General features: G+C 33.9%; 19 protein-coding genes. 11 read left to right on the forward strand and 8 right to left on the reverse strand.

The window, feature by feature from the left end:
- The first annotated feature begins 5 nt into the window (after nucleotides 1–5).
- The 11 genes from LBU54_RS13140 (at nucleotide 6) to LBU54_RS13190 (ending at nucleotide 13,091) form a co-directional block, all read left to right on the forward strand.
- The gene (locus tag LBU54_RS13140) at nucleotides 6–806 is read left to right on the forward strand and encodes an AfsR/SARP family transcriptional regulator (protein WP_224530647.1); all 801 of its coding nucleotides are present in this window, start codon (nucleotides 6–8) and stop codon (nucleotides 804–806) included.
- A 195-nt stretch (nucleotides 807–1,001) separates the two neighbouring features.
- Nucleotides 1,002–1,265, forward strand: coding sequence for a hypothetical protein (locus tag LBU54_RS13145; RefSeq protein ID WP_224530650.1), 264 nt, complete (start codon nucleotides 1,002–1,004; stop codon nucleotides 1,263–1,265).
- 98 nt (nucleotides 1,266–1,363) lie between these two features.
- On the forward strand, nucleotides 1,364–2,284 hold the full coding sequence (locus LBU54_RS13150) for a hypothetical protein (protein WP_224530652.1): 921 nt from the start codon (nucleotides 1,364–1,366) through the stop codon (nucleotides 2,282–2,284).
- Between the two features lie 33 nt (nucleotides 2,285–2,317).
- Nucleotides 2,318–2,608, forward strand: a complete 291-nt coding sequence (locus LBU54_RS13155) for a hypothetical protein (protein WP_224530653.1) — start codon at nucleotides 2,318–2,320, stop codon at nucleotides 2,606–2,608.
- A gap of 131 nt (nucleotides 2,609–2,739) precedes the next feature.
- Nucleotides 2,740–3,390, forward strand: coding sequence for a TetR family transcriptional regulator C-terminal domain-containing protein (locus LBU54_RS13160; protein ID WP_224530658.1), 651 nt, complete (start codon nucleotides 2,740–2,742; stop codon nucleotides 3,388–3,390).
- A 7-nt stretch (nucleotides 3,391–3,397) separates the two neighbouring features.
- Entirely contained in the window at nucleotides 3,398–4,708 is a 1,311-nt protein-coding gene (locus tag LBU54_RS13165) for an ABC1 kinase family protein (protein WP_224530661.1), read from the forward strand.
- A gap of 161 nt (nucleotides 4,709–4,869) precedes the next feature.
- Nucleotides 4,870–6,717 carry a WS/DGAT/MGAT family O-acyltransferase gene (locus tag LBU54_RS13170; RefSeq protein WP_224530663.1) on the forward strand — a complete coding sequence of 616 codons (1,848 nt, stop codon included), beginning with the start codon at nucleotides 4,870–4,872 and terminating at the stop codon, nucleotides 6,715–6,717.
- 3 nt (nucleotides 6,718–6,720) lie between these two features.
- Entirely contained in the window at nucleotides 6,721–7,650 is a 930-nt protein-coding gene (locus tag LBU54_RS13175) for an alpha/beta hydrolase (protein WP_224530666.1), read from the forward strand.
- A 13-nt stretch (nucleotides 7,651–7,663) separates the two neighbouring features.
- Entirely contained in the window at nucleotides 7,664–8,848 is a 1,185-nt protein-coding gene (locus LBU54_RS13180; protein ID WP_224530669.1) for an alpha/beta fold hydrolase, read from the forward strand.
- Between the two features lie 3 nt (nucleotides 8,849–8,851).
- Nucleotides 8,852–12,082 (forward strand): HAD-IB family hydrolase, encoded by a 3,231-nt coding sequence (locus LBU54_RS13185; RefSeq protein ID WP_224530673.1) that lies wholly within the window; start codon nucleotides 8,852–8,854, stop codon nucleotides 12,080–12,082.
- Nucleotides 12,083–12,089: 7 nt separating this feature from the next.
- Nucleotides 12,090–13,091 (forward strand): NAD(P)H-dependent glycerol-3-phosphate dehydrogenase, encoded by a 1,002-nt coding sequence (locus tag LBU54_RS13190; RefSeq protein WP_224530676.1) that lies wholly within the window; start codon nucleotides 12,090–12,092, stop codon nucleotides 13,089–13,091.
- A gap of 68 nt (nucleotides 13,092–13,159) precedes the next feature.
- On the opposite strand, the gene LBU54_RS13195 is transcribed toward LBU54_RS13190, so the two are convergent.
- From LBU54_RS13195 to LBU54_RS13230, 8 genes are all read right to left on the reverse strand, one after another.
- The gene (locus tag LBU54_RS13195; RefSeq protein ID WP_224530679.1) at nucleotides 13,160–13,888 is read right to left on the reverse strand and encodes a hypothetical protein; all 729 of its coding nucleotides are present in this window, start codon (nucleotides 13,886–13,888) and stop codon (nucleotides 13,160–13,162) included.
- A gap of 74 nt (nucleotides 13,889–13,962) precedes the next feature.
- Nucleotides 13,963–15,171, reverse strand: coding sequence for an esterase/lipase family protein (locus LBU54_RS13200; RefSeq protein WP_224530682.1), 1,209 nt, complete (start codon nucleotides 15,169–15,171; stop codon nucleotides 13,963–13,965).
- 362 nt (nucleotides 15,172–15,533) lie between these two features.
- Nucleotides 15,534–16,958: a DASS family sodium-coupled anion symporter gene (locus LBU54_RS13205; RefSeq protein WP_224530685.1), complete on the reverse strand. Its 1,425-nt coding sequence runs from the start codon at nucleotides 16,956–16,958 to the stop codon at nucleotides 15,534–15,536.
- 124 nt (nucleotides 16,959–17,082) lie between these two features.
- Nucleotides 17,083–17,625, reverse strand: coding sequence for a DUF4287 domain-containing protein (locus LBU54_RS13210; protein ID WP_224530688.1), 543 nt, complete (start codon nucleotides 17,623–17,625; stop codon nucleotides 17,083–17,085).
- An 83-nt stretch (nucleotides 17,626–17,708) separates the two neighbouring features.
- On the reverse strand, nucleotides 17,709–18,566 hold the full coding sequence (locus LBU54_RS13215; RefSeq protein WP_224530691.1) for a DUF4349 domain-containing protein: 858 nt from the start codon (nucleotides 18,564–18,566) through the stop codon (nucleotides 17,709–17,711).
- A gap of 255 nt (nucleotides 18,567–18,821) precedes the next feature.
- Nucleotides 18,822–19,016 (reverse strand): cold-shock protein, encoded by a 195-nt coding sequence (locus LBU54_RS13220; RefSeq protein WP_224530718.1) that lies wholly within the window; start codon nucleotides 19,014–19,016, stop codon nucleotides 18,822–18,824.
- Between the two features lie 580 nt (nucleotides 19,017–19,596).
- Nucleotides 19,597–20,700 (reverse strand): glycosyl hydrolase 53 family protein, encoded by a 1,104-nt coding sequence (locus LBU54_RS13225; protein ID WP_224530694.1) that lies wholly within the window; start codon nucleotides 20,698–20,700, stop codon nucleotides 19,597–19,599.
- A gap of 134 nt (nucleotides 20,701–20,834) precedes the next feature.
- Complete coding sequence (locus tag LBU54_RS13230; RefSeq protein WP_224530696.1) at nucleotides 20,835–21,566, reverse strand: DUF6090 family protein; 732 nt, start codon at nucleotides 21,564–21,566, stop codon at nucleotides 20,835–20,837.
- Between the last annotated feature and the right edge of the window lie 104 nt (nucleotides 21,567–21,670).

Below are 21,670 nucleotides of genomic sequence, written 5' to 3' on the forward strand. Positions count from 1 at the left end.
CTTTGATGAGCAATCTCCAAAACAATTTGCTTGAGCTTAAAAAATTTCAAGAGAATGCGATTATCCGTATTCAGACCTTGGGACAGTTCAATTTGTGGCGTGATAATGATAAGGTTGACTCAAAGCAATGGGGAAGAGATAAAACGGTACAACTTTTACAATATCTCATTTCAAATAGGCATCGGCATGCGCTTCATAAGGAAAGCATCATGGAACATCTCTGGGAAGAGGGTGATGATCGTGATTTTAAAGTTGCGTTGCATGGTGTCAACAAGGTTTTAGAGCCTAATAGACCATCGCGTACAGATCCAAGTTATATAATTAGACAAGGTGTAACCTATCAATTGGATTTGGATAAGATATGGATTGATGTCGAAGCATTAGAAAAGTACATTATTATTGGCAATGAAGCCTTTGGAAATGATATGAAGACCTCAAAAGAAGCCTATAAATCTGCTCTAGCCTTATATCAGGGTGTATATTTACCAAATCGTATTTTTGAAGATTGGTCGTCTGAGGAGCGCGAAAAAATCCAAATCTTGGTTCTAGGCGCCTATGTAATTCTTGCAGAAATATTACTTCATGAAAATCCCTTAGAAAGCATTCGATTAGCACAATGTGCTATTGCCATAGACAAAACCTGGGAAGATGCATACCGTTTGCAGATGCAGGCATATCTAATTAAAGGGAATAGACCGCAAGCTATAAAAGCTTATCAAAAATGTGCTGATGTTTTAGATCAAGAATATGGTATAGATCCGCTTCCTTCTACAAAAAAAGTCTTACAAGAAATTGAGAGTATGTAATTGATGCGGCTATTTGATCTTTGGTTAAAATCTTGTGAAACCATTAATCCTCAGTTTTTCTAATAAAAGTTTATACCAGACCTTAATTATTACTTAAAATTTTAATCTCTTGACAGTATTTGCAACTCATTTGTAACTACATGGTTGTACGTTTGTATTGTAAAATAAAAAATAACGTATTTAATTTTCCCAATCATGGCAACTAAGAAACAAATAACAATTATTGACAATACTGCAAAAAAAGTATTGGGCATTACAACTAAAGCTAACGATTTAGCTCTAAGCACAACTGAAAAAGTATTTAACAAGTCATTTGAACTAACAGAAAAAGGTATAGGGCTTTCTTCAAAAATTGTAAAAAAAGGTTTAAAAGTATCTGCTAAGAATCAAGATATGGTGTTTGACACTTTAGATACAGTGAAAGCTAAAGCTTCTAAATATTTACCAAAATTTAAATAATTAGGTAGCGCGTACTTTTCGTGCAACTCATTTGTAACTCTCGTATAGCAAATTTGTATCGAAATTAAAACTATAAAAAGACATAAAAAGAATAAATCATGGCAACTACAACAAGAAAAACAGTAAAAAAAGCAATAAAAAAGGTTAATAAACCAAATGTTGCTAAAAAAGTAAATGAAAGTTTAATCAGTGCATCAATGGCTGCTATTAATACAACTATTGATAATGGTGAAAAATGGCAAAAACTTGCTTCTAAATTAATTAAAAGATCAGAAAAAATTAGAGCACAACAGATCAATATGATTTTTGATACTGCAGAAGCTGTAAAAGGGCAATTTATTACTGGAACTGAAAGAGTGAAAGAACTAGTTGGTTACGATGCGGAATTAGTTGAAAAAGCTAAGGACTTCGCTATGAAGAATCCGGTAAGCAAGAAAGTTATCACTATTGTTGAAGATATTACGGAAACTGTATCTGAAAATCCAATGGTTCAGAAAGCGGAAAAAGCTACTGAGGATTTAAAAAATATGGGTGTGACCAAATACAGAGAAATTAAAGAGGATGTTTTAGAACAAGCTTCAAAAATTGTAGATATGGCAGAGCATAAAATTGACGATGCTATAGAGGAGCTTAAAAAAGAAGCAAAAAAAGCAACACCTAAGAAAAAAGCTAAGGTTACAAAAGCCAAAGTTGCAAAGAAGGTAACTAAAACTGAAACAAAAGCTAAGAGTAAGCCTGCACCTAAAAGAAAAGTTACTACAAAAACAGCTATAACTGATGATTTAAAATTAATCAACGGAATTGGGCCTAAAACAGTAGCTGTTTTCAATAAAAATGGAGTTGATTCTTTTGAAAAACTATCGAAGCTTAAAACGCCAGAAATTATAGAAATACTTGAAAAAGAAGGCGTGAGATTTACCAACACACAAGTTGAAATTTGGCAAAAGCAGGCACAAGTTGCCGTAAAAGAAGGTATTGAAGGATTAACAAAATGGATCGAAAATTATAAAACCTCTTAAGTATTTATAAGAAGGCCATTAAAATAATATAAAATGAGCAAGAGAAAAACCATGCTTGACACACCAAGGAAAATGGTAGTTAAAGCACTAGACAGAACAAAAAGCACTTTAAAATCTGCAAACGGTTATGCACTTAATACAACGGAAGAGGTTGTAACTGAAGGAATACAATTTGTAGAGCAGTGGCAAAAAGTTGCTAACAAAGCGCTAAAAGGCGGTTTATCCATAGCAGCAAAGAACCAAGATATTGTTTTTGATGCCTTAACAGGAGTTAAAAAACATATGATCTTAAGTAAAAAGAGATTTAATAAACTTACTTCATAAGCTAAAGCGGTTTATTTAAATTAACTTATAAATTTTTGAGCCAAGTTACCAGATTAGGTAGCTTGGCTTTTTGCTTTTTACTTCATATTTTAACCCAACTCATTTCGTATTTTTAACTTAAATTAGAATTAATGGCTAAGAAGACTAAAATCACAGATTCAGATATTATTGATTTTTACATGGATTACGTGGTGAAGCATCACTGTAAACCAGAATCAATCGAAGATTTTGCGAAAAATTACAAATTTGATGATGTGGTTTTTTACGAATATTTTACCTCATTTAGTGATTTGGAAAAAACCATTTACAATCTCCTTTTTGAAAATTCCCTAGCCTTACAAAAGCAAAATCCGGAATACATAAGTTACAGTAAAAAAGAAAAGTTATTGAGTTTGTATTTTACATTTTTTGAAAATTTGGGACTAAATGAAGACTTTGTGAAACATAATTTAAAGGGTCTAGAAAATCAACTTAAAGCACTTTCAACATTTTCATTACTTAAGACGAGTTTTACAACATTTATTGATGAACTCAATTTGGAAACCATAAGCTTAAATGTCGATCTTATTGAGAACATTCAACAAAAAGCGATTAAAGAATCAGCTTGGATTCAATTTCTATTTATATTGAAATTTTGGTTAGATGACACCTCTGAATCGCATGAAAAAACGGATATTCTTATTGAAAAATCTATAAACACAGGTATTGAATTAATCGATACTAAGTCGTTCTATAATATTATTGACTTGGCAAAGTTTTTATATAAAGAAAAAGTACAATAGGAATACTATGAAAACGTTGAAGAAAATACCTGTTTCAAAGATTCATCGTGCATCAAAACTTGTACAAACTGGAGCTAAAGTTGGCGTAAATTATCTCAAATATTATGGCGACAAAATTGTTAATTCTGAATTAGAGGCTAAAGAACGTCTTAACGAATCCAATGCTTCTGATATTTATAATAGCCTATCAAACTTAAAAGGAAGTGCACTAAAATTAGCACAAATGCTCAGTATGGAGAAAAACTTTCTACCTCAAGCTTATGTAGAGAAGTTCTCCTTGTCGCAATTTTCTGTGCCACCTTTATCAGCGCCAATGGTAATGAAAACCTTTAAAAAATCCTTCGGGAAATACCCGTATGAGATATTTGACGAGTTCAATTCTAAGGCAATAAATGCTGCGAGTATTGGTCAAGTTCATAAAGCATATAAAGATGGAATGCAACTTGCTGTAAAAATTCAATATCCTGGTGTCGCAGATAGTATATTATCAGATTTAGCTATGATTAAACCAATAGCTATGAAAATGTTTAATATTAAAGGCGAACATTCTGATGTGTATTTTAAGGAGGTGGAAGCTAAACTTTTAGAAGAAACCAATTATTTATTAGAAATTAAGCAAAGCCAGGAAGTCCTTTCGGCATGTAATCATATACCAAATATTAAATTTCCAAACTATTATTCAGACTTGTCGTCTGAGCAAATCATTACTATGGATTGGATGGAAGGTATTCACCTTTCAGAATTTACTAAGGTTAATGTTCATCAAGATGTGGCGAACACCCTAGGTCAAGCATTATGGGATTTCTATTTATTCCAGATACATAAGTTGAAAAAAGTTCATGCAGATCCACATCCTGGAAATTTCTTAGTATCAGCATCAGGACAACTTATCGTGCTTGATTTTGGTTGTATGAAAACAATTCCTGAAGCGTTTTATGCGCCTTATTTTGATTTGTTTGATATTGATGTTTTAGAAAATCCAGACTTATTTCACGAGAAATTGTTGGAGCTGGAGATCTTAAGAGAAGAGGATGGCGAAGAAGAAACAGCATTTTTCACAACAATGTTTCACGACGTTCTTAGCTTTTTTACACAACCATTCAGGGAAAAAACCTTTAACTTTTCAGATCCTGTATTCTTTGAAAAAACAGCAGCGATTGGAGAGCGCTATTTTAAAGATACACGAAGCAATAATATGAATTCCAATAGAGGATCTCGACATTTCATTTATATGAATAGAACTTTTTTTGGTCTTTTCAATCTCATGTTCGATTTAAAAGCTGAAAACATAGAAATAAGTAATTACAAAAATTTATAGCTTAAAAATAATCAGCTTATTCATATCGAATTAATTTACTATGCACGCATAGTATTAAGGTTAAATTTCGTATCTTTAAATACGCGAAAAAACGGTTTTTATTCACAATTTTTTTAGATTGGCAGATCGTTTTGATTATAGTATAAACACAACTAGAATTAATGGCAAAAAAAATTGATTTAAAGGAAATTGTACAAGACGCATTTGGGGCTTCCATACAACAGGTTTCAGGTTATGATGCAGCGTTTTTATATGCAGAATCACCAACCAGCCCGATGCATGTTGCAACTTTGAACATTGTAGAAGGTTCCTTGGAATACGCTGACTTTAAAGAAATAATAATCTCTAAACTGCATTTAATCCCTAAGTTTAGACAACGCTTGTTAAGTGTGCCTTTAAATTTGGATTATCCGTACTGGGTAGATGATCCTAATTTTGATATCGATTTACATTTAAACCGCATGAGGCTTCCAGATCCAGCTAATTGGCGAACTTTAAGATACCTTACATCCAAATTATTTAGCGCGCCTCTCGATCTAAGGCGTCCTTTATGGTCGGTACATTTTATTGAGGGATTGGACGAAATCGCACAAGTGCCAAAAGGCTCTGTAGCTATTTTTACCAAAGTACACCATGTGATGATAGATGGTAGCTCTGGAGTGGGTATTATGAGTGTATTATATGACAAAGATGGAAATGGTAAAGAAAAAAAACGTAATAAACCAAAATCCTTTAATCCAGAACCTTTACCAGATGAACTTAGCTTATTACTAAAAAGTGGTATAGGATTCTTAAAGAACCCATTTAGAATTCCCAAAACTGTAGCTGAAACTGCCTATAGTTTTATAAAAAGTCAAGCCACAAAAAAATTAAGTATACAAAAAGAATTTAGCTCGGCTAAATTCCCTGTTCCCATAACTATCTTTAATGGCAATATATCTGCTAAACGAACTTGGGGAACTGCGCTTTTATCTTTTGACCGTGTTAATGCACTCAGAAAGACCATGGGCGGAAGCTTTAATGATATCATATTAGCCATTTGCTCTGGAGCAATTCGTCGCTATTTATTGGAGAAAGAAAAGTTACCCGTTCATCCTGTTGTGGCCAATGTACCAATTTCAATTAGATCAGAAAACGAAAGTACTAAAATGAATAATCAGATTGCCAATATGATGATTCAGATTGCCACGCATATCGAAGATCCATTGGAACGGTTGGAATATATACAAGAACAAACCATGTTAGGAAAGTCCAGACATAATACTTTGGGCGCTAAAACACTATCTAAGATGGCAGATGTCGTGCCCTTTGGTCTTGCAAATTTAATCGCAGGTATTTACAGTAAATACAACATAAAGGATTTACATAGGCCTCCTTTTAATGTTACCATAACAAATGTACCTGGTCCGAGTAACCCACTATATTTAAATGGTCATAAAGTTGTTTCTATTTTTGGTTTAACACCTGTGGTAGATGGTTTTGGTTTAATTATTGCAGCCTTTAGCTATAATGGACAGGTAAGTATTACAACCACATCAGATTCTAAAACAATGCCAGATGCCGATTTGTTTTCAAGATATATTAGAGAATCTGCAAACGAATTAGAAGAATTAATTCAAAATTTACAAAAGGGCAGTTCTAAGGCAAAATCTTTCAATAAACAGGTGAAAAGTAAGAGTTCGCTTATGTTTGCAACCTTGAGGAAGTATTTGAAAGCAAATCCAAAACAGGTAAGGGCGCATAAGGGCATATATTATATAGAGGTTGGTTTAGGTGATACCTCAGAAGGTTGGGAAGTAGATTTACGAAAGATTCCTGCAGTAATTAAGAAAAAGAAAGACGTCAACCCTAAGTTATTGGTTGAAGTAGAAGATGAGAGTCTCTATGCCCTGTACAAAGGCAAGTTGCTTTTAGATGAATTGAAAATTCAAGGTCGAATTAAACTAACAGGAAGTGAGACAAATAAAACGAAGTTCTTGAAATTACTTAACGCATTTTTAGATCGTTAGTCAATGTATTACAATACAAATATTTTAAAATCTACTGATGGCGAATCTATTTGTTATTACAGATGGCAAGCTAATCCAGATGTGCCGTTTAAGGGAATAGTTCAAATTGCTCATGGGCTGGGCGAACATGCAGGAAGGTATAATCATATTGCACATCTATTGCAAGAAGAAGGCTATTCTGTTTATGCCAATGATCATCGTGCTCATGGGAAGACCGCCGAAATAAAGCGTCTTTTCGGCTACTATGATGGTAAAGAGTATTTTGATGATTGTATTGCAGATATGTATGCCTTAACCAATCTTATGAGGGCGGAGAACCCTAATTCTAAGTTCATCTTGTTCGGTCATAGTATGGGTTCATTATTAAGTAGAAAATATGTCATAAAATATGGTAAAGAACTAGATGCTTTGATATTATCTGGTACAGCCAGCTTTATTAAAGTTTTGGGTACCATTGGGTTGGTAACGGCGTCAACCGTAAAAACATTTAAAGGACGAGAGCGAGGTAATGCTTTTTTGAAGGATTTTTTCTTCGGTGAATTCAATAAAAAGTTCAAGCCCAATAGAACAAAATTGGATTGGATTAGTACAGATGAAGCGCAGGTAGATCTGTTTGAAAAAGATCCTTACCGGACAGAGGATTTTTCTTTAGGTGTATTTTTGGATATTATCAAAAATTCTAAGAAAGTAAATTCACCCGAGGCTTTTAAGGCTACTCCAAAAGAGTTGCCAATTTTAATGTTTTCTGGCGATAAAGATCCTGTCGGAGAAATGGGCAAAGGGGTAACACGTGTAGCCAAGCAATATGAGAAATACGGAATTAGTGATTTTACGTTCAAATTGTACAAAGGAGGACGGCATGAAATGCTTAATGAAATTAATGCTGAAGCTGTAGAGCAAGAAATAATAAGTTGGCTAAATCAGCGCATATAAGTTTATAACAACTATGGAACAGACCCAAGTTTTATACAGAATTTTTACCCGTTTGGTAACAGCTTTAGGTGTTTTAAATGGTTTGTCATTAAATAAAGCGAAAGAATTAACCATCAAACACTTTAAAGGGCACCTTTATGAAGAGGATATTAAAGCACTAATAAATAGCATAGATACAGATGAACATGAAGATATTGAGGAATTATTTGACGAAACGATTTTAATCTGTGATGAATTAGGTGCTAGTAGAGATTACCTAACCTTGGTCAAAGTCATAGAACGTGTTGCCAAAGCAATTTCCGAAGGTCATGATCCTGAGGAATATAAATACACAAACTCAATAGTTGAACGATTCAAAAAGGACATCCATATAATTAACAAGAAAATTCCATTGCCACCACTGTTTAATATGGTCATGGAAAGTCGTTCATTGATAGAATGGTCTTCTATTTATGCATTGTATCCTTTTATTCCAAAACGAATTAAGGGCGATGGAAGACCTGTATTATTAGTACCACCGTATTTAGGGGATGATTTCTCTACGTCCTTTGTTAGAAAGTATTTAAAGTCTCTTGGTTTCACTACCTATAAGTGGCAATTGGGCTTTAATATGGTAAAATCCCATTACATCCCAAGGCTAGAAGAAAAATTGGCTGATATTTACGAGGAACATCAACAAAAAGTTAGCATCGTTGGTTGGAGTGGTGGAGGCATTTTCGCTAAAATAATGGCGAATAGACATCCAGACCAAATAGAACAAATTATCACAATCGGTTCTCCAGTTTGGGGCGTTATGGATATGAAGACACCTGTATATGGCGTATTAGAATTTTTTAGAGGAAAATCTCTAAAAGAACGCAATGAACGCTTTTTAGCTGAGCTAGAACCAGTTCCACAATTACCTGTAACCTGTATTTATACCAAAACCGATGGCTTAATACCATGGAAGCATTGCATGGAAGCTGCAACACTTAGAAAGGACATAAAAAATATTGAAGTTTTTGGTAGTCACTCTGGTTTGGGTGCAAATGTAAGTGTACTATTAGTTACTGCAAACATGTTAAGCGCCAACATTCAAGGAAAAAAAATAAGAGATGTAGGCTCAAATATAGAACGCTATTTATATCCTAATTTTTGGAAAAAAGCACGTAGGGTGTTTAAAGCAAAAAGAGCGTTAGCTCAAGCGGCAAAACAATAAGCAATGGATCATATTATTGAGCATCATAAATTTCAGAAAGCGCTAAGGCAAATTGCTATTGAGCAAAAGCAAGATATTGAAGATGTTAAAAAACAAGGTGCACGTTGCATTAAAGAGTTGTATGCAGAGCAACATCCTATGGCTAAATTGATATCTGTAAAAACTTTTGAATACATACTTTCAAGGGCATACAACGACAAAATAGATGTAGATCCAAAAGGCATAAAAAGGCTCATGAAATTGATGCAGAAAAATTCTGTAGCTTTTATTATGACCCATAAAACCTATTTAGACACTCTAGTCTTAATGTCTACATTGGCGCGCTATGGCATGCCAATTCCCTATGCTTTTGGTGGTAGTAATTTAGCATTTCCTGGACTAAAGCAATTAGGAAATAATGCTGGCCTTATTTTTATCCGTCGCAGTTTTAAGGACGATTTAGTTTACAAGGCGGCTCTACGTCACTATATTTCTACAATAATAGATGCAGGGGATCATTTAACCTGGAATATTGAAGGAACACGTTCTAGAACAGGTAAGATAATATACCCAAAAATGGGGATTTTAAAGTACATAAAAGAAGCAGAAGCCCAGAGTACTAGACCCATAAAATATGTACCCGTTTCGATAGTTTATGATTTAATTCCTGATGTTAAGGAAATGACTGAAGAAGGCAAAGGGAAGGTTAAAAAATCGGAAAATGTAAAAGAAGCCATCAATTATATTAGAAAATTAGGCAACGATTATGGCCGTGCTTCAATACGATTTGGCGATCCAGTAGAGGTTGATGAAGATCAACAAGCTATCATTCCAGATATGGAAGAAGATAGTTATGCCGATAAAAACACCTTGCCGCGTTTTGCATTTGAGCTTATTCATAAAACAAATACCATTACACCGGTTACGACGGTTTCTTTAGTTTGTCATGTGTTATTAAATGATTTTGCTTTAACCAAAAAAGAAATCGAGTTTAAAGTAAAACGACTAATGACCATAATAGGCCTCAAGAAAGAAGATGTAATTATCGATCGTGGAAACAAGATTGGAGTTATTGTCCAGAAAGCATTAAACCTATTACAAGGCGCCCATATTATTCAAAAATCAAGAGCAGGTCAACGTGCACAATACAGTTTAGTACCTACAGAATACCTACCTGCAAATTATTATGCAAACATGGCTTCTGGTCATTTATATCATCAAGCATTTATTGAAATGGCCTTGGTGAAAATTAAAGAGGATACATCCTCTCATAGAATTAAACATTTCTGGGAGGAAATTATGAGGCTTCGTAACTTATTTAAGTTCGAATTTTTCTATACAAATAAACCAAAGTTTAGTAGTGAAATAGAAGCTGAGTTATTACGATTCGATAAAAACTGGAGAGCCATTATTGCTGATCCAAAAGGAGATATTTCCGCACTGCTGAAACGGCAAGATTTGTTTGTTTCTAGAGCTATCCTTTTATCATATTTAGAGGCAGATAAGGTTGTCTGCCATACTTTAAATAGTTGGGATACCGACGATGATTTTATCGAGAATGATTTTCTAGATTTAGCAATATTTAAAGGCAAGGAGCTTCATTGGCAATCTAAAATTACACGTTTGGATAGTGTATCCAAACCATTTCTATTAAACGCACTTCGTTTTGCTAAGAATGCCAATTTAGTCCCTGTTGAACGTCAACTTGATTATGAAGGACTAGAGTCTTGGAGCAAGTATTTAGACGATTTATCAGAACGTTTGTTTTTCTTAAAACAAATTGATAATGCTAAGGATAAAGAAGGTTTAAATATACAACCACTGCATCATCCAGTTGTTGCTGAACATGTTGATGATCATGCACATCATCTCGAAGAAATGGAAGAGGGATCCCATATCACAGCATTTTTTGATATGGATAGAACCTTGATTAATGATTTTTCTGCCAAGAAATTCATGACTACGCGATTGTTTAGTGGAGAAACAACCATCAAAGAATACTTAACACAATTTGCAACAGCATTAGTTTTCGCATCAGGAAGCAGAGATTTTGAAATACTAACTAAAATCGCAGCTTTGGGTGTAAAAGGCATACCAGAATCTGAATTTGTAGAATTAGGACAACATGTTTTCGAAGACCATTTAGAAGAAACTATCTATCCAGAATCTCGAGAATTAATTCAAAAGCATATTGAAAAGGGGCATAGGGTCATAATTATTTCAGCGGCAACAACCTATCAAATTAATCCCGTGGCAAAAGCTCTTGGTATTAGTGACGTGTATGCTACAGAAATGGAATTGCGCAACGGTAAGTTTACAGGACGTGTTGCCGAAATGTGTTGGGGAGAAGGTAAAGCAAGGGCAGCACGTAAGTCTGCCAAGAAATATAATACAGACTTATCCAAGAGCTATTTTTATTCTGATAGTATTGACGATTTACGGTTATTGAAACTAGTGGGAAACCCAGTGGCCACTAATCCAGATCAGAAGTTATCGCAACTGGCTTTTGAAAGGAATTGGCCAATTTTAAGATTTGAAGAACCTACAGAAAAACCAGTAATTAATGGGTTTAGAACAGCATTAGCTGCAGCTACTATTTATCCTTCTGCAGTAAAAGGAGTTATTAGAGGCTTAATGACAATGTCAAGACAAGAAGCTGCAAATACAACATTTGCGACTATTGGCGATTTAGGTTCTAGAATGGCTGGTATGGACATCGCTGTAAGAGGTAAGCATAATTTGGAAGAGATAAGACCTGCGGTATTTTGTTTTAACCATCAAAGCGCAGCAGATTTCTTCATAGTCATGAAATTAATTAGACATGATTTTACGGGAGTTGCTAAGAAAGAATTAGAGCGTACACCAATCGGACCAATCTTTAAGGCATTAGGTGCTATTTATGTGGATAGAGCCAATAGGGAAAAGGCCATTGAAGCCATGAAACCGGCTGTGGAGGCCTTAAAAAATGGAATATCTGTGGCTATCGCACCGGAAGGAACACGAAGTGGTAGTAAAGCACTAGGACCATTCAAAAAAGGCGCTTTTCATTTAGCCATGCAAGCTGGTGTTCCAATAATTCCTATTGTAATTAAAAATGCTTATATGGCAATGCCTAAAGGTTCAAGTATGTTTAGGCCTACACATATAGAAGTCGTTGTTCTTGATCCTGTAGACACATCACTTTGGAAACGAAAAAACCTCAATAAGCATATTGAAGATGTTCGAAATTTATACCTTAATGAATTAGAAAATTAGTAGCGACATGAAACTTAATTTTGGGATACTAGGAGGTGGTTCTTGGGGAACGACCGTGGCATCATTGCTAGCAAAAAATAACAATACCATTTTATGGGCTAGAAATGAAGACACAGTTAACGAAATTAACACTAGGCATATGAATTCAAAATATTTACCTGGTGGAGAATTAAATAAGAATTTAGTAGCCTCTAACTCCATTGAAGATACCGTTAAAAACGCTGATGTTATTGTTGTTGGAATCCCTTCTCAGCATTTTAGAGACGCCTTAAAAATTGCGAAACCATATATAAGACCGTGGGTTCCAATTGTAAGTTTGGCTAAAGGCTTAGAGTTAGATACTAAAAAACGGATGACACAAATAATTGAAGAAGAACTTCCTGGTCATCCAGCAGGCGTTTTAACAGGTCCAAATTTGGCAAAAGAAATACATGCAGGTCAAGCCGCGGCAGCAGTTATTGCTATGGTAGATGATACTATTGCGAAGCAATTACAAGGTTCATTTAGCACAGGACTATTTAGAGTATATACTAATGATGATGTCATAGGTTGCGAATTAGGAGGTGCCTTAAAAAATATTTTAGCTATTGCTTCTGGTATGGGAGATGGCGCTAATGCAGGAGATAATACAAGGGCGGCATTAATAACTAGAGGTTTATCCGAGTTAACACGTTTGGGTAAAGCTATGGGAGGAAAAGGTAGTACATTCTCAGGATTAGCAGGCATGGGAGATTTAGTAGCCACCTGTTCAAGTTCAAAAAGTAGAAATTATCAAGTAGGTTTTCAATTAGGCAAAGGAAAACGTTTAGAGCATATTATCGAAGAAATGAATGAGGTGGCAGAAGGTGTAAAAACGGCAAAAGTTGTTATGGAATTAGCGAGAGATTACAATGTAGATATGCCAATCTCTTACGAAGTGTACAAAGTATTATATGAAGGTAATACCGTATATGATGCGTTTAACGGCTTGTTGAAGATTGAAAGTGGTTCCGAAAAAGAACCAGGATAAAGCATGAATTTGGTCTCGACATTAAGTATGTGAATACATTTGGAGCACAACCAAATAAATAAAAAATCTTAGTCATTATATCCCAGAATATCCTTTTCTATATCAGTTATAAGATAAACTAATTTTCTCTGATCTTCTTCTGCCAACTGCGTAAAAAGTTTATCGCCTTCTGTTAGCATTTCAAGTCCTATTTCAAGCCCTCTAATTTGGCTAAGAGAATACGAGTCTGGACTTTTTTTCATTGCAAATATCAAATACGAAATTATCTCTTTGATTTTGGCCATTTGAATTCTATCATGCAGAATTTCAAACAGAGATTGGGAAGTATCAATAAATCGTTCAATTTCATCACGAGGCAATAATTTAATCAGTGCATTGATTTTAGATTCGTTAAAAGGAGCTTCAATTTTATTTTTAATGGCTTCTTCCACCAGATTAGTTTCAAATCGTTCCGCAGCTCTAAAAGTCTTCATGGCTTTAAGTCCACTGTTCAGTATTTTGGGTAGATGCCTTCCGTAATTAAAAATGAGTTTCGTAGCATCCAGTAGTAGTCTAAACAGTTTTTTGGGATGTTTTATATAATTATCTAGACTTTGAAATGCTTCGTTTAGTTCTTTACGTCTCTTGTATTCAGGATAAATATTTTTTAACCAATAGTTTCTTAGCGTATTCACTGTTCCCTCATCTATCGATTCAGGTATCTCATAACTCTCCTTTATTTTTTGGTATTGATATCTTTGATGGATAGAATTTCGATAGCCATTAATTATTGATTCTAATATATATTCTCTATTCATCTACTTTAGTATATAGTTGTCCTTCTAATGTCCTAAAGATAAGTCTACTACCAATGTAGTTAGTTGGCAAAGTTTTATGAAATTAACCATGCTTTTATTTGACAATAAACTTTGGGGTTATTTAATAGGTCTAGATGATTATTTTCAAATGCAATCCATGTGCTATTCTTTTTGAATGCTAAGTTTTTAGACGGGTTACTATGTTGGCCTAGGGCACTTTTTAGATCAACCAAGCTATCACCAACTATTCTGTGTGACAGGGATTTGTTTTCTTTTCCGATGACGGCTGCTATACTGTAACAATCTACATGTTCAGGCAAAGGGATAGGTTGCCTAGGATCTTTTTGTAATTGAAATCTGTCCTTATCGCTCCAGTCTTCATCTATTAAATTCCCATACCTTAAATCTGTTATTCCAGCACTTCTCACTTTCCCTAAACGAGCAAATGGTTTTGCATAAGGTATTGATTCAAGAATAACATCTAAGTAATTTCCCGTACGTTCCAAGGGAGCACCATGGTGAGGTGTTCCTAAAAACACAATCTTTTTAAGGTATGTTGTCCATGTTTTGTGTTTTTGCATACCATAATGTATAGCGCTACGAGACACTAAACCACCCATACTATGGGAAACGATGACTAATTCTTCAATAGCCACTGGCCATGTCAGAATTAAATTTTCTAAGAGTTCGCTTAAGTCCTTGCCATTTGTAGAAATATGGCGACCACTATTGTAATGCAAGTAAATAGGTGTTTTATTTAACTCTTCTGCCAGTGCTTCACCATGGTTGTGTCCTTTACGCCTCCATTGAAGATCATTCATACAGGCACCATGCACCATTAAAAGAATTTTCCCATTTATCCTTGGATAAATAACACCTAGATTTTGATGATTAAGCGTTATAGGCTTTGATAAATACCTAAATTGCATTGTAATTTTTAAAGGATTTTTATTCTCCTCCAAATAGTCACCGACTACACCGTTTAAAGCAGATCGTATGGCTTTTTTTTCGCTAGTGGTTTTTATTTCTCCCAAAACACTGTCTAATTGACCTAAGGCTTTATCTAAATTTTTGCCAATAAGTTCGGTACTCCATCTAATATTTTTATAGGATATGCCAGCAATATGAGTAATAAGGTGTTGTATTGGTGTTGATGGTAATAAAGGAGGGTGAACAATGCGTTTGTGCATGGTTTCTACCAAATTTGTAAGCCCTATTGTAGTATCTACTATTAAACGTGTAAGACCCTGTAAATAAGAGCTTGTTTGTTTGTTATTTGGCATTTAATATTTCACTAATGATTCGTTTACTGGGAAAAATAATGTCCCTACATTTTTAGTTGCATTAAGGAAAACTAAGTTAGCAAAAGAATACGAAACAGAGCATAAATCCATGATTTTCTCTATTTGATCCGTTAAGCTATTAACTATAAAGTATGTACTATTTTGGCCCACTGTCTATCCTAATTTCTAGAATTATTTCATCCAAAATTCCAAATATGGCCTTGAATAACCTTATATGAATAGTTGCTACCATATTACTAATCCCTAATTTCGATAAGCATTTCTGCTCCTTTGGTAACCGCCTTTTAATCACTGTTAGTAGATCTTTTGAAACTATTTAAAATTCAGGAGTCTAAATCAAATTACAACGATGATGCCCAAAGTATCCAAGGCGTAGCGAGTAGGAAAATAATTGTATTAAGAACAGTAACTACAATACCTTGAGTGTAAACATCTTTTGATGGCAAAAAACCACTACCAACAAAAAGTATGTTAGAGCTTGAAGCCTGAGGCGAAATTGCAGCAAATAAGTTGGTGGCGAATGAAAGCATAAAAGCCATTAGGGGTGCAGGTACACCAGCACTGACTGCCACTTGTAAAAATACAGCATATAGTGCCAACAAATGAGCTGTTTGACTTACAAATAAATAATGTATGTATATATACAAGATAATCAGCAGGATATAAACGGTGATCCAGTTAAAATTGCCAATATGGACGGCCAACTGTTCGCCAAGTGTCTTCATAAAACCCATGTCATCTAAAGCTGTGCTTATCATATACAAAATGGCAAACCAAATATAAGTTTCCAGAGCATCACCACCACCTTGACGTATATCGTCTAACGTGTATACATTAGCCAATATTAGAATGGATAATCCCATAAAAGCCACAATAGCCAGATTTATATTCAACAGTCCTGAAAATGCCCAAAGCAGTATCATGCCAAAAAATGTGACACCCATAATCCATTCTTTTGTGCTCATTGGGCCCATTTCCTCTAGTCCGATTGTGGCAATTTCAGGTGCTTTAGGTGTATGTTTGTTTTCAGGCGGAAACAGTTTATATAGCACATATGGAATGGCTATTAAGGCAACAATACAAGGAAGTGAAGCTACAAAAAACCAATTCCCAAAATTCATATTTACACCAAATTTAGACGCTAATCCAACGCCTACAGGATTTGCAGCCATACCAGTTAACCATAATGCTGAACTAATGGTTTGGCCAGCTATATAGGTCATCATGAGGTAGGTTCCGGTACGCCTTCGTCCTTCAGGAGTCGGTAGCGATCCGGTATCTAGCGCCAACGAATGTGTAATAGGATACATAATGCCAGAACGGGCCGTATTGCTAGGAATTGTAGGCCCCAAAATAGTATCCGTTATAACAAGGCAATAACCAAGGTTTAGAGTAGAGGTGCCAAATCGGCGAATTAACATAAATGCAATTCGTCTTCCTAAGCCCGATTTAATTACGCCTTTTGCAACTAAAAAAGCCGCCAATATGAGTAGAATAAAGCTCTCGGAAAAACCAGAAAAAGCCTTTTCTGGAGGTAAGACTCGCATCATGACAACAGCTACCAATGCAATAATGGAAGCAGTAAAAATTGATAGAGCCTCAAGTAAAACGGCTAAAATAGCAGTTATAAAGATGGTAAATAGATGCCAAGCATCTAAGGAAAGATTCCAAGGAATGGGAACGTGCCATATTATTAAACCAATGGCAAGAACTACAATTCGTTTTGTCCAAATGGATTTATTATATGTACTAGTTGAAACGTTCACAATAGGCCTAATGCTTTTTTAAACCATTAAACTATCATTATTATTTATACTAATGCCTATCCAAGTAGCCATTAACATCTTAAAGCAATTTTTTGGGATGATAATATAGCATTTTCGGTCAGTTTTAAATTGATTGTTCATAAGCTTCGGAAATCCATTGTTTTAATTGATTATCAATTTCCAATTTATCAGACAATCTTACTCTGTGCGTACACATAGTTCCAAAAGGCCCTGAATTTTCAAGTCTTTCGGTTATCGGTTGGTCTTTTAATTTAAAACCGAGATCTATCCTAGTTTTGGTCGCTGGTTTTATAAGAAGAAACTGTCTCTTGCGTATAATACTAACACTTCCTTTTTTTGGTGATATCTTAACATCAGACCCTAAAGTTTGTACATACTCAATTAGTTTATAATATATAGGAATTAAAACTTCTTTGCCATTGTATTGCGATTTTACCAAATCATCTTTTGAAGCATTATCTTCTTTTGACAATGATATTATGGTGTTAGCAAATCCATGAGTTACACCATGTTTAGATTTTAAGTAGTTTACACCTTCAGAATGTTTTGTAAAGGAATTTTCTTTTAAAATTTTTTTCCATTCATCGAGTGACTTGCCAGTTTTTTCAGGCATATTATCAATCATAGTTTGTAATGCTTTGTCCATATCCTAAATGTTCAATGCGTTAAACAATTTGTTTACAAAAGGCAGCCACCCTCAAGAATATTCATTCTTATTGTCATTTTCTGTCACTTGTCTTGTTTTTTCTTTTTTCTAATCTTTCTAACAAAATAAATTAGTGGTATGATCACGATTAAAAATGGCCAACTTTTTGTCAGTAGTAAAATAAAATCTATGAACCCATACCAACCTTTAGATAATGATTGCTTTATCCTTTCAGAAAATTTATCTCTTTTTTCGGGATTGTATTTAAAGTCATTTAGTTTTTCAACAGTTAGTCTAAGTGTACTATAATCTACTAAATCGCTCAAATACTTTAGCCTTCCTGTAGTGCTTTCTATTTCTTCTTCTAATCGTCGTATTTTTTCTTCTATTTCAAGAATCTCCTTCACGTTTTTAGCCATACTTAATAAGTCTTTATACCTTTTTAAATAAGCTCGTTTGTTTTGAAGTCTCGTTTCTATGTCAATAAATTCATCAGTTACATCGCGTGCATCAATTTCTTTATATTGCACATCTCCTTTACCCATTTCAACTGCGCTGATAAAAGTCTCAAAATTTAGAGAAGGTATTCTTATTGTTAAATTATAGGACGATTTCCAATCCGTATTATTCATACTTTCGTTGGAATAATATGCATCATACGCCTTAATTAAAGAGTCAATTCTTGCTTTTGCCAATTCCAAGTTGTTAACCTCTATACCCATTCTCCCGTCTTTAATTATTTTCTTTTTAACCACTTCTTTAGTAATAAGTTGCGGTGCTTTTAGAGATGATGCAGTAGCTTGGGGCTGTCGCATCATTGGCATTTCTTCGTCTTCTACTACCAGAGTTGCAAATGGCTCAGATACACCTTGAGTCTCTTTTTGATTACATGATGTAATTGCTATTGCTGTGAGTAGAACTAAAAGGATTGATTTCTTCATAATAATTAGTTTCTATAGAGTAATCTTCTATTTTTCTTATTGGCTAAAGCATATAAGCGTGTAATTAAAAGTCAACCATCCTAAGGATTTGAAGACTGTGCAAATAAGTAGTTTAAATTTAATAATTATAATTGGAGTAGAGAAGTAGCATAATGACTGATGTGGTTGTCCATAGTACTATTTACAATGAGTAAAAAAAAAGATTGTCTTTTCAGACAATCTTAATTCAGTTTTCAAATGTAAATTTGTTAAAGGTTAATACATAACTTCAACATTAATTGCATTCAATCCTTTTTTTCCTTCTTCAGTTCTAAATTGGACTTTGTCATCTTCTCTGATATTGTCGATTAAACCAGTTGAATGTACAAAGATGTCTTCTCCTGTTTCATTTGATTTGATAAACCCAAAACCTTTTGAGTTGTTAAAAAATTTTACTATGCCTTCTTGCATCATACTTAATTTTAAGTTATTAATAAATTATGTTCAATTAGATTGATTAAGTAGCGTGACGTTTGGATTTATCAAAAAACCTCAACGATCTGGACGCTGTTAACTCTTAAAAAATAAAGTGATGATGAAATAAAAAAGGAAAGAAGAGTAAACTCTTATACTAATTACTAAATAATACCTTAAAATTAAAAGGTGTTCTATCTTGAACGGGACAAACATACGTCTTTTATTCTTAGTAATCGACTTATTTTACAAAATAATTAGATTAAAGACTTTAATGTGTTGATTTCAAAACTAAGTGCAACGGGTCAGTATGCACTTAGGAAAGCATCATTAAGCTGATAGTTTTCTTGTACAGAAACACTATTAAAAGTTATTACAAACCACATAGTAAATTGTTTTTCTCAATCACCTTTTATTTTCAATTTCTTTATTATTTTGGTTTGGTTACAAGACACAGCGTAAGTAGTGGTCGAGGTGACCCTTTTGTGATGCGAGTATCATGCCACCGACACGTGCGAAGTGAGAAAATGCGCAAGCAATTTCAGCCATTATGAACTATAAAAGATATTGGCAATAGTTATTTATCTAAAGAGCTATCCCAAGTAGTTTTTGATAATCTTGCGTTGCCATTTTCATCAAGTAACCCTGAGTCTCTCCATAATTGACCAATGTCTTTTAGCTCAACCGGAAATGTTTCCCAAAGCGCATCATAATCCCTGTGCGCCCACCATATTACAAATTCATAATCCTGTTCTTGGGCATTTTCTAATAAGGCTTCTAAATAAAGATTTTGCTCAGTTTCGTTTCCATCAATAGATATATTTAGATTTGGCACTATTAAATTTTCTGCGATATGACTCGTCTCAACAAAAGCAATAGGTCTGTTAATATTGTTATGTAAAAAATCAAAAGCCTGCTGAAATTCGTCTTTTGATTTTAGGTTTTTAAAAAAAGGATAAAAGCTAATGGCTACAAAATCCATTTGATTCATGTAGTTAGTCATATAGTTTGTATATTCAGTTTGATGAGAATCATCAGGTTCATACAAGTTATGTAGCGTTATGGATTCTGAAATCGGTAAGTTTGGATATACTTGCTTAATCCTTGATTTCACATTCTGAATTAGTAGTTTGTAAGAAGCCCATTTAGCTTCGTCTCTTATTCGTAATTCATTAACCTCGATGGCAATAACTAAATAATCTGGAATTAATTGACTTACTAAATAGTTAATATGTTTAAAGTAAGCATCTTCAATATCAACATCATTTAGATTTAAATATTGGGGAATTGTGCCATCGTAGTCTTCGGCAAGATCGTCTCTATTTGAATTTAATAAGCTAACGGAAAGTACTAATTGCTTGTCATTTATTTTTCTGTTAACTCTACCGCCAATTTCATTTGTAAATTCTGTAGGTAAGTTTAAATCATTTATCCAGGCGTTCCAGGGGATTTTGTTATCAATATGTTCGTTATATATATCAGCATTATTTTCGATAAATAAATAGGTGTCATTGATATCCTGAATGTTAGGTCCAAAACTCCAAGAAGTAAATCCCATCTTAAAATTTCTACTTACAGAAGATTCAACAACCGTATTAGTTTTACTACAACTTGATAAAGACATAAGAATACCAACTAGAAGTATGTTAAAATTAGATAGCATATTTGTGTTAAATCTCATTATAGCCAACGGTTGGTTTATGGTTTCGTTACTTGGTACTAATTTAGGTAAAAGAAACAAACCATAGTTCAGCAGCGAGGAAATTCCGAGTAGGAATTCAGCTGCAATGAGCTATACACGGCGTTGTGCTTTCGTTATTTATTCTCTAAAGTATTTTTGAGCTCTACTGTTTCTTTGCTTAGATTGGTTAATGCATTTATTTGATATCCATACAATTCTAAAAATGAAATGATATAATTATTTCGCTTTCTAAACTGTGAAGAATTTAAGTCATATGCCCAATTCTTAACTTCCATATGTTCTTTGTTAGAATAACCATTTGTGAATATTATATCGATATCTCTTTCAAAATCATCAAACTTTGTAGTTAAGAAATCAATAGTCTTTGATTGTAGAAAAACAAATTGGTCCTCATACTTTTTATATTTTAAAAGGGCATTTTTTTTATCTAATGGGAATAATTTTATATTTCCTGTGGTCATTAAATCCTCTAGTGAATATGTGTTAGTATTGAATAGAGCGATTTGTAATTGAGCACTATCCGCTTTTTCCTTTAAAATTATTGGGTTTAAATTTTCCGAATTGTAATAATCTATATAAGTTTCTATACTTCTTTTCCTTGTTCTGTTAATACTGTCCAATTCTTTTAAATGGACTAGATTATCTCTTAACTCAAAAATTATGTTTTCTTGGTATAAGTTTAAAAGCGTATTTGCTTTTCTATTTTCATTCCAAGTATTGATCTGTAGTGCAATCAAAATTCCAATAACCACAAGAACGATTTCTCCAATAGCATATTTAAAGTACTTTCCGGTTTTGCCTTCGGAAAGCAGGCGTTGTCTTATATGTCTAAAGAACTTAATCATTGTTCAGGTTTCCATTTTTTCCGCAAGTGGCTATCTCAACCAAATGCCCAAAGGACATTTGATTTTGCTTTGCAAAATTGAGTTTCGATAATCTAAAGAATTTT

The organism is Winogradskyella alexanderae (assembly GCF_020166335.1).
GTDB classification, from domain to species: domain Bacteria; phylum Bacteroidota; class Bacteroidia; order Flavobacteriales; family Flavobacteriaceae; genus Winogradskyella; species Winogradskyella alexanderae.

What these genes read in the sequence shown, in the direction of transcription:
- LBU54_RS13140 (WP_224530647.1), top strand. Translation starts at nt 6, where the DNA reads ATGAGCAATCTCCAAAACAATTTGCTTGAGCTTAAAAAATTTCAAGAG.
- LBU54_RS13145 (WP_224530650.1), top strand. Translation starts at nt 1,002, where the DNA reads ATGGCAACTAAGAAACAAATAACAATTATTGACAATACTGCAAAAAAA.
- LBU54_RS13150 (WP_224530652.1), top strand. Translation starts at nt 1,364, where the DNA reads ATGGCAACTACAACAAGAAAAACAGTAAAAAAAGCAATAAAAAAGGTT.
- LBU54_RS13155 (WP_224530653.1), top strand. Translation starts at nt 2,318, where the DNA reads ATGAGCAAGAGAAAAACCATGCTTGACACACCAAGGAAAATGGTAGTT.
- LBU54_RS13160 (WP_224530658.1), top strand. Translation starts at nt 2,740, where the DNA reads ATGGCTAAGAAGACTAAAATCACAGATTCAGATATTATTGATTTTTAC.
- LBU54_RS13165 (WP_224530661.1), top strand. Translation starts at nt 3,398, where the DNA reads ATGAAAACGTTGAAGAAAATACCTGTTTCAAAGATTCATCGTGCATCA.
- LBU54_RS13170 (WP_224530663.1), top strand. Translation starts at nt 4,870, where the DNA reads ATGGCAAAAAAAATTGATTTAAAGGAAATTGTACAAGACGCATTTGGG.
- LBU54_RS13175 (WP_224530666.1), top strand. Translation starts at nt 6,721, where the DNA reads ATGTATTACAATACAAATATTTTAAAATCTACTGATGGCGAATCTATT.
- LBU54_RS13180 (WP_224530669.1), top strand. Translation starts at nt 7,664, where the DNA reads ATGGAACAGACCCAAGTTTTATACAGAATTTTTACCCGTTTGGTAACA.
- LBU54_RS13185 (WP_224530673.1), top strand. Translation starts at nt 8,852, where the DNA reads ATGGATCATATTATTGAGCATCATAAATTTCAGAAAGCGCTAAGGCAA.
- LBU54_RS13190 (WP_224530676.1), top strand. Translation starts at nt 12,090, where the DNA reads ATGAAACTTAATTTTGGGATACTAGGAGGTGGTTCTTGGGGAACGACC.
- LBU54_RS13195 (WP_224530679.1), bottom strand. Translation starts at nt 13,888, where the DNA reads ATGAATAGAGAATATATATTAGAATCAATAATTAATGGCTATCGAAAT.
- LBU54_RS13200 (WP_224530682.1), bottom strand. Translation starts at nt 15,171, where the DNA reads ATGCCAAATAACAAACAAACAAGCTCTTATTTACAGGGTCTTACACGT.
- LBU54_RS13210 (WP_224530688.1), bottom strand. Translation starts at nt 17,625, where the DNA reads ATGGACAAAGCATTACAAACTATGATTGATAATATGCCTGAAAAAACT.
- LBU54_RS13215 (WP_224530691.1), bottom strand. Translation starts at nt 18,566, where the DNA reads ATGAAGAAATCAATCCTTTTAGTTCTACTCACAGCAATAGCAATTACA.
- LBU54_RS13220 (WP_224530718.1), bottom strand. Translation starts at nt 19,016, where the DNA reads ATGCAAGAAGGCATAGTAAAATTTTTTAACAACTCAAAAGGTTTTGGG.
- LBU54_RS13225 (WP_224530694.1), bottom strand. Translation starts at nt 20,700, where the DNA reads ATGAGATTTAACACAAATATGCTATCTAATTTTAACATACTTCTAGTT.
- LBU54_RS13230 (WP_224530696.1), bottom strand. Translation starts at nt 21,566, where the DNA reads ATGATTAAGTTCTTTAGACATATAAGACAACGCCTGCTTTCCGAAGGC.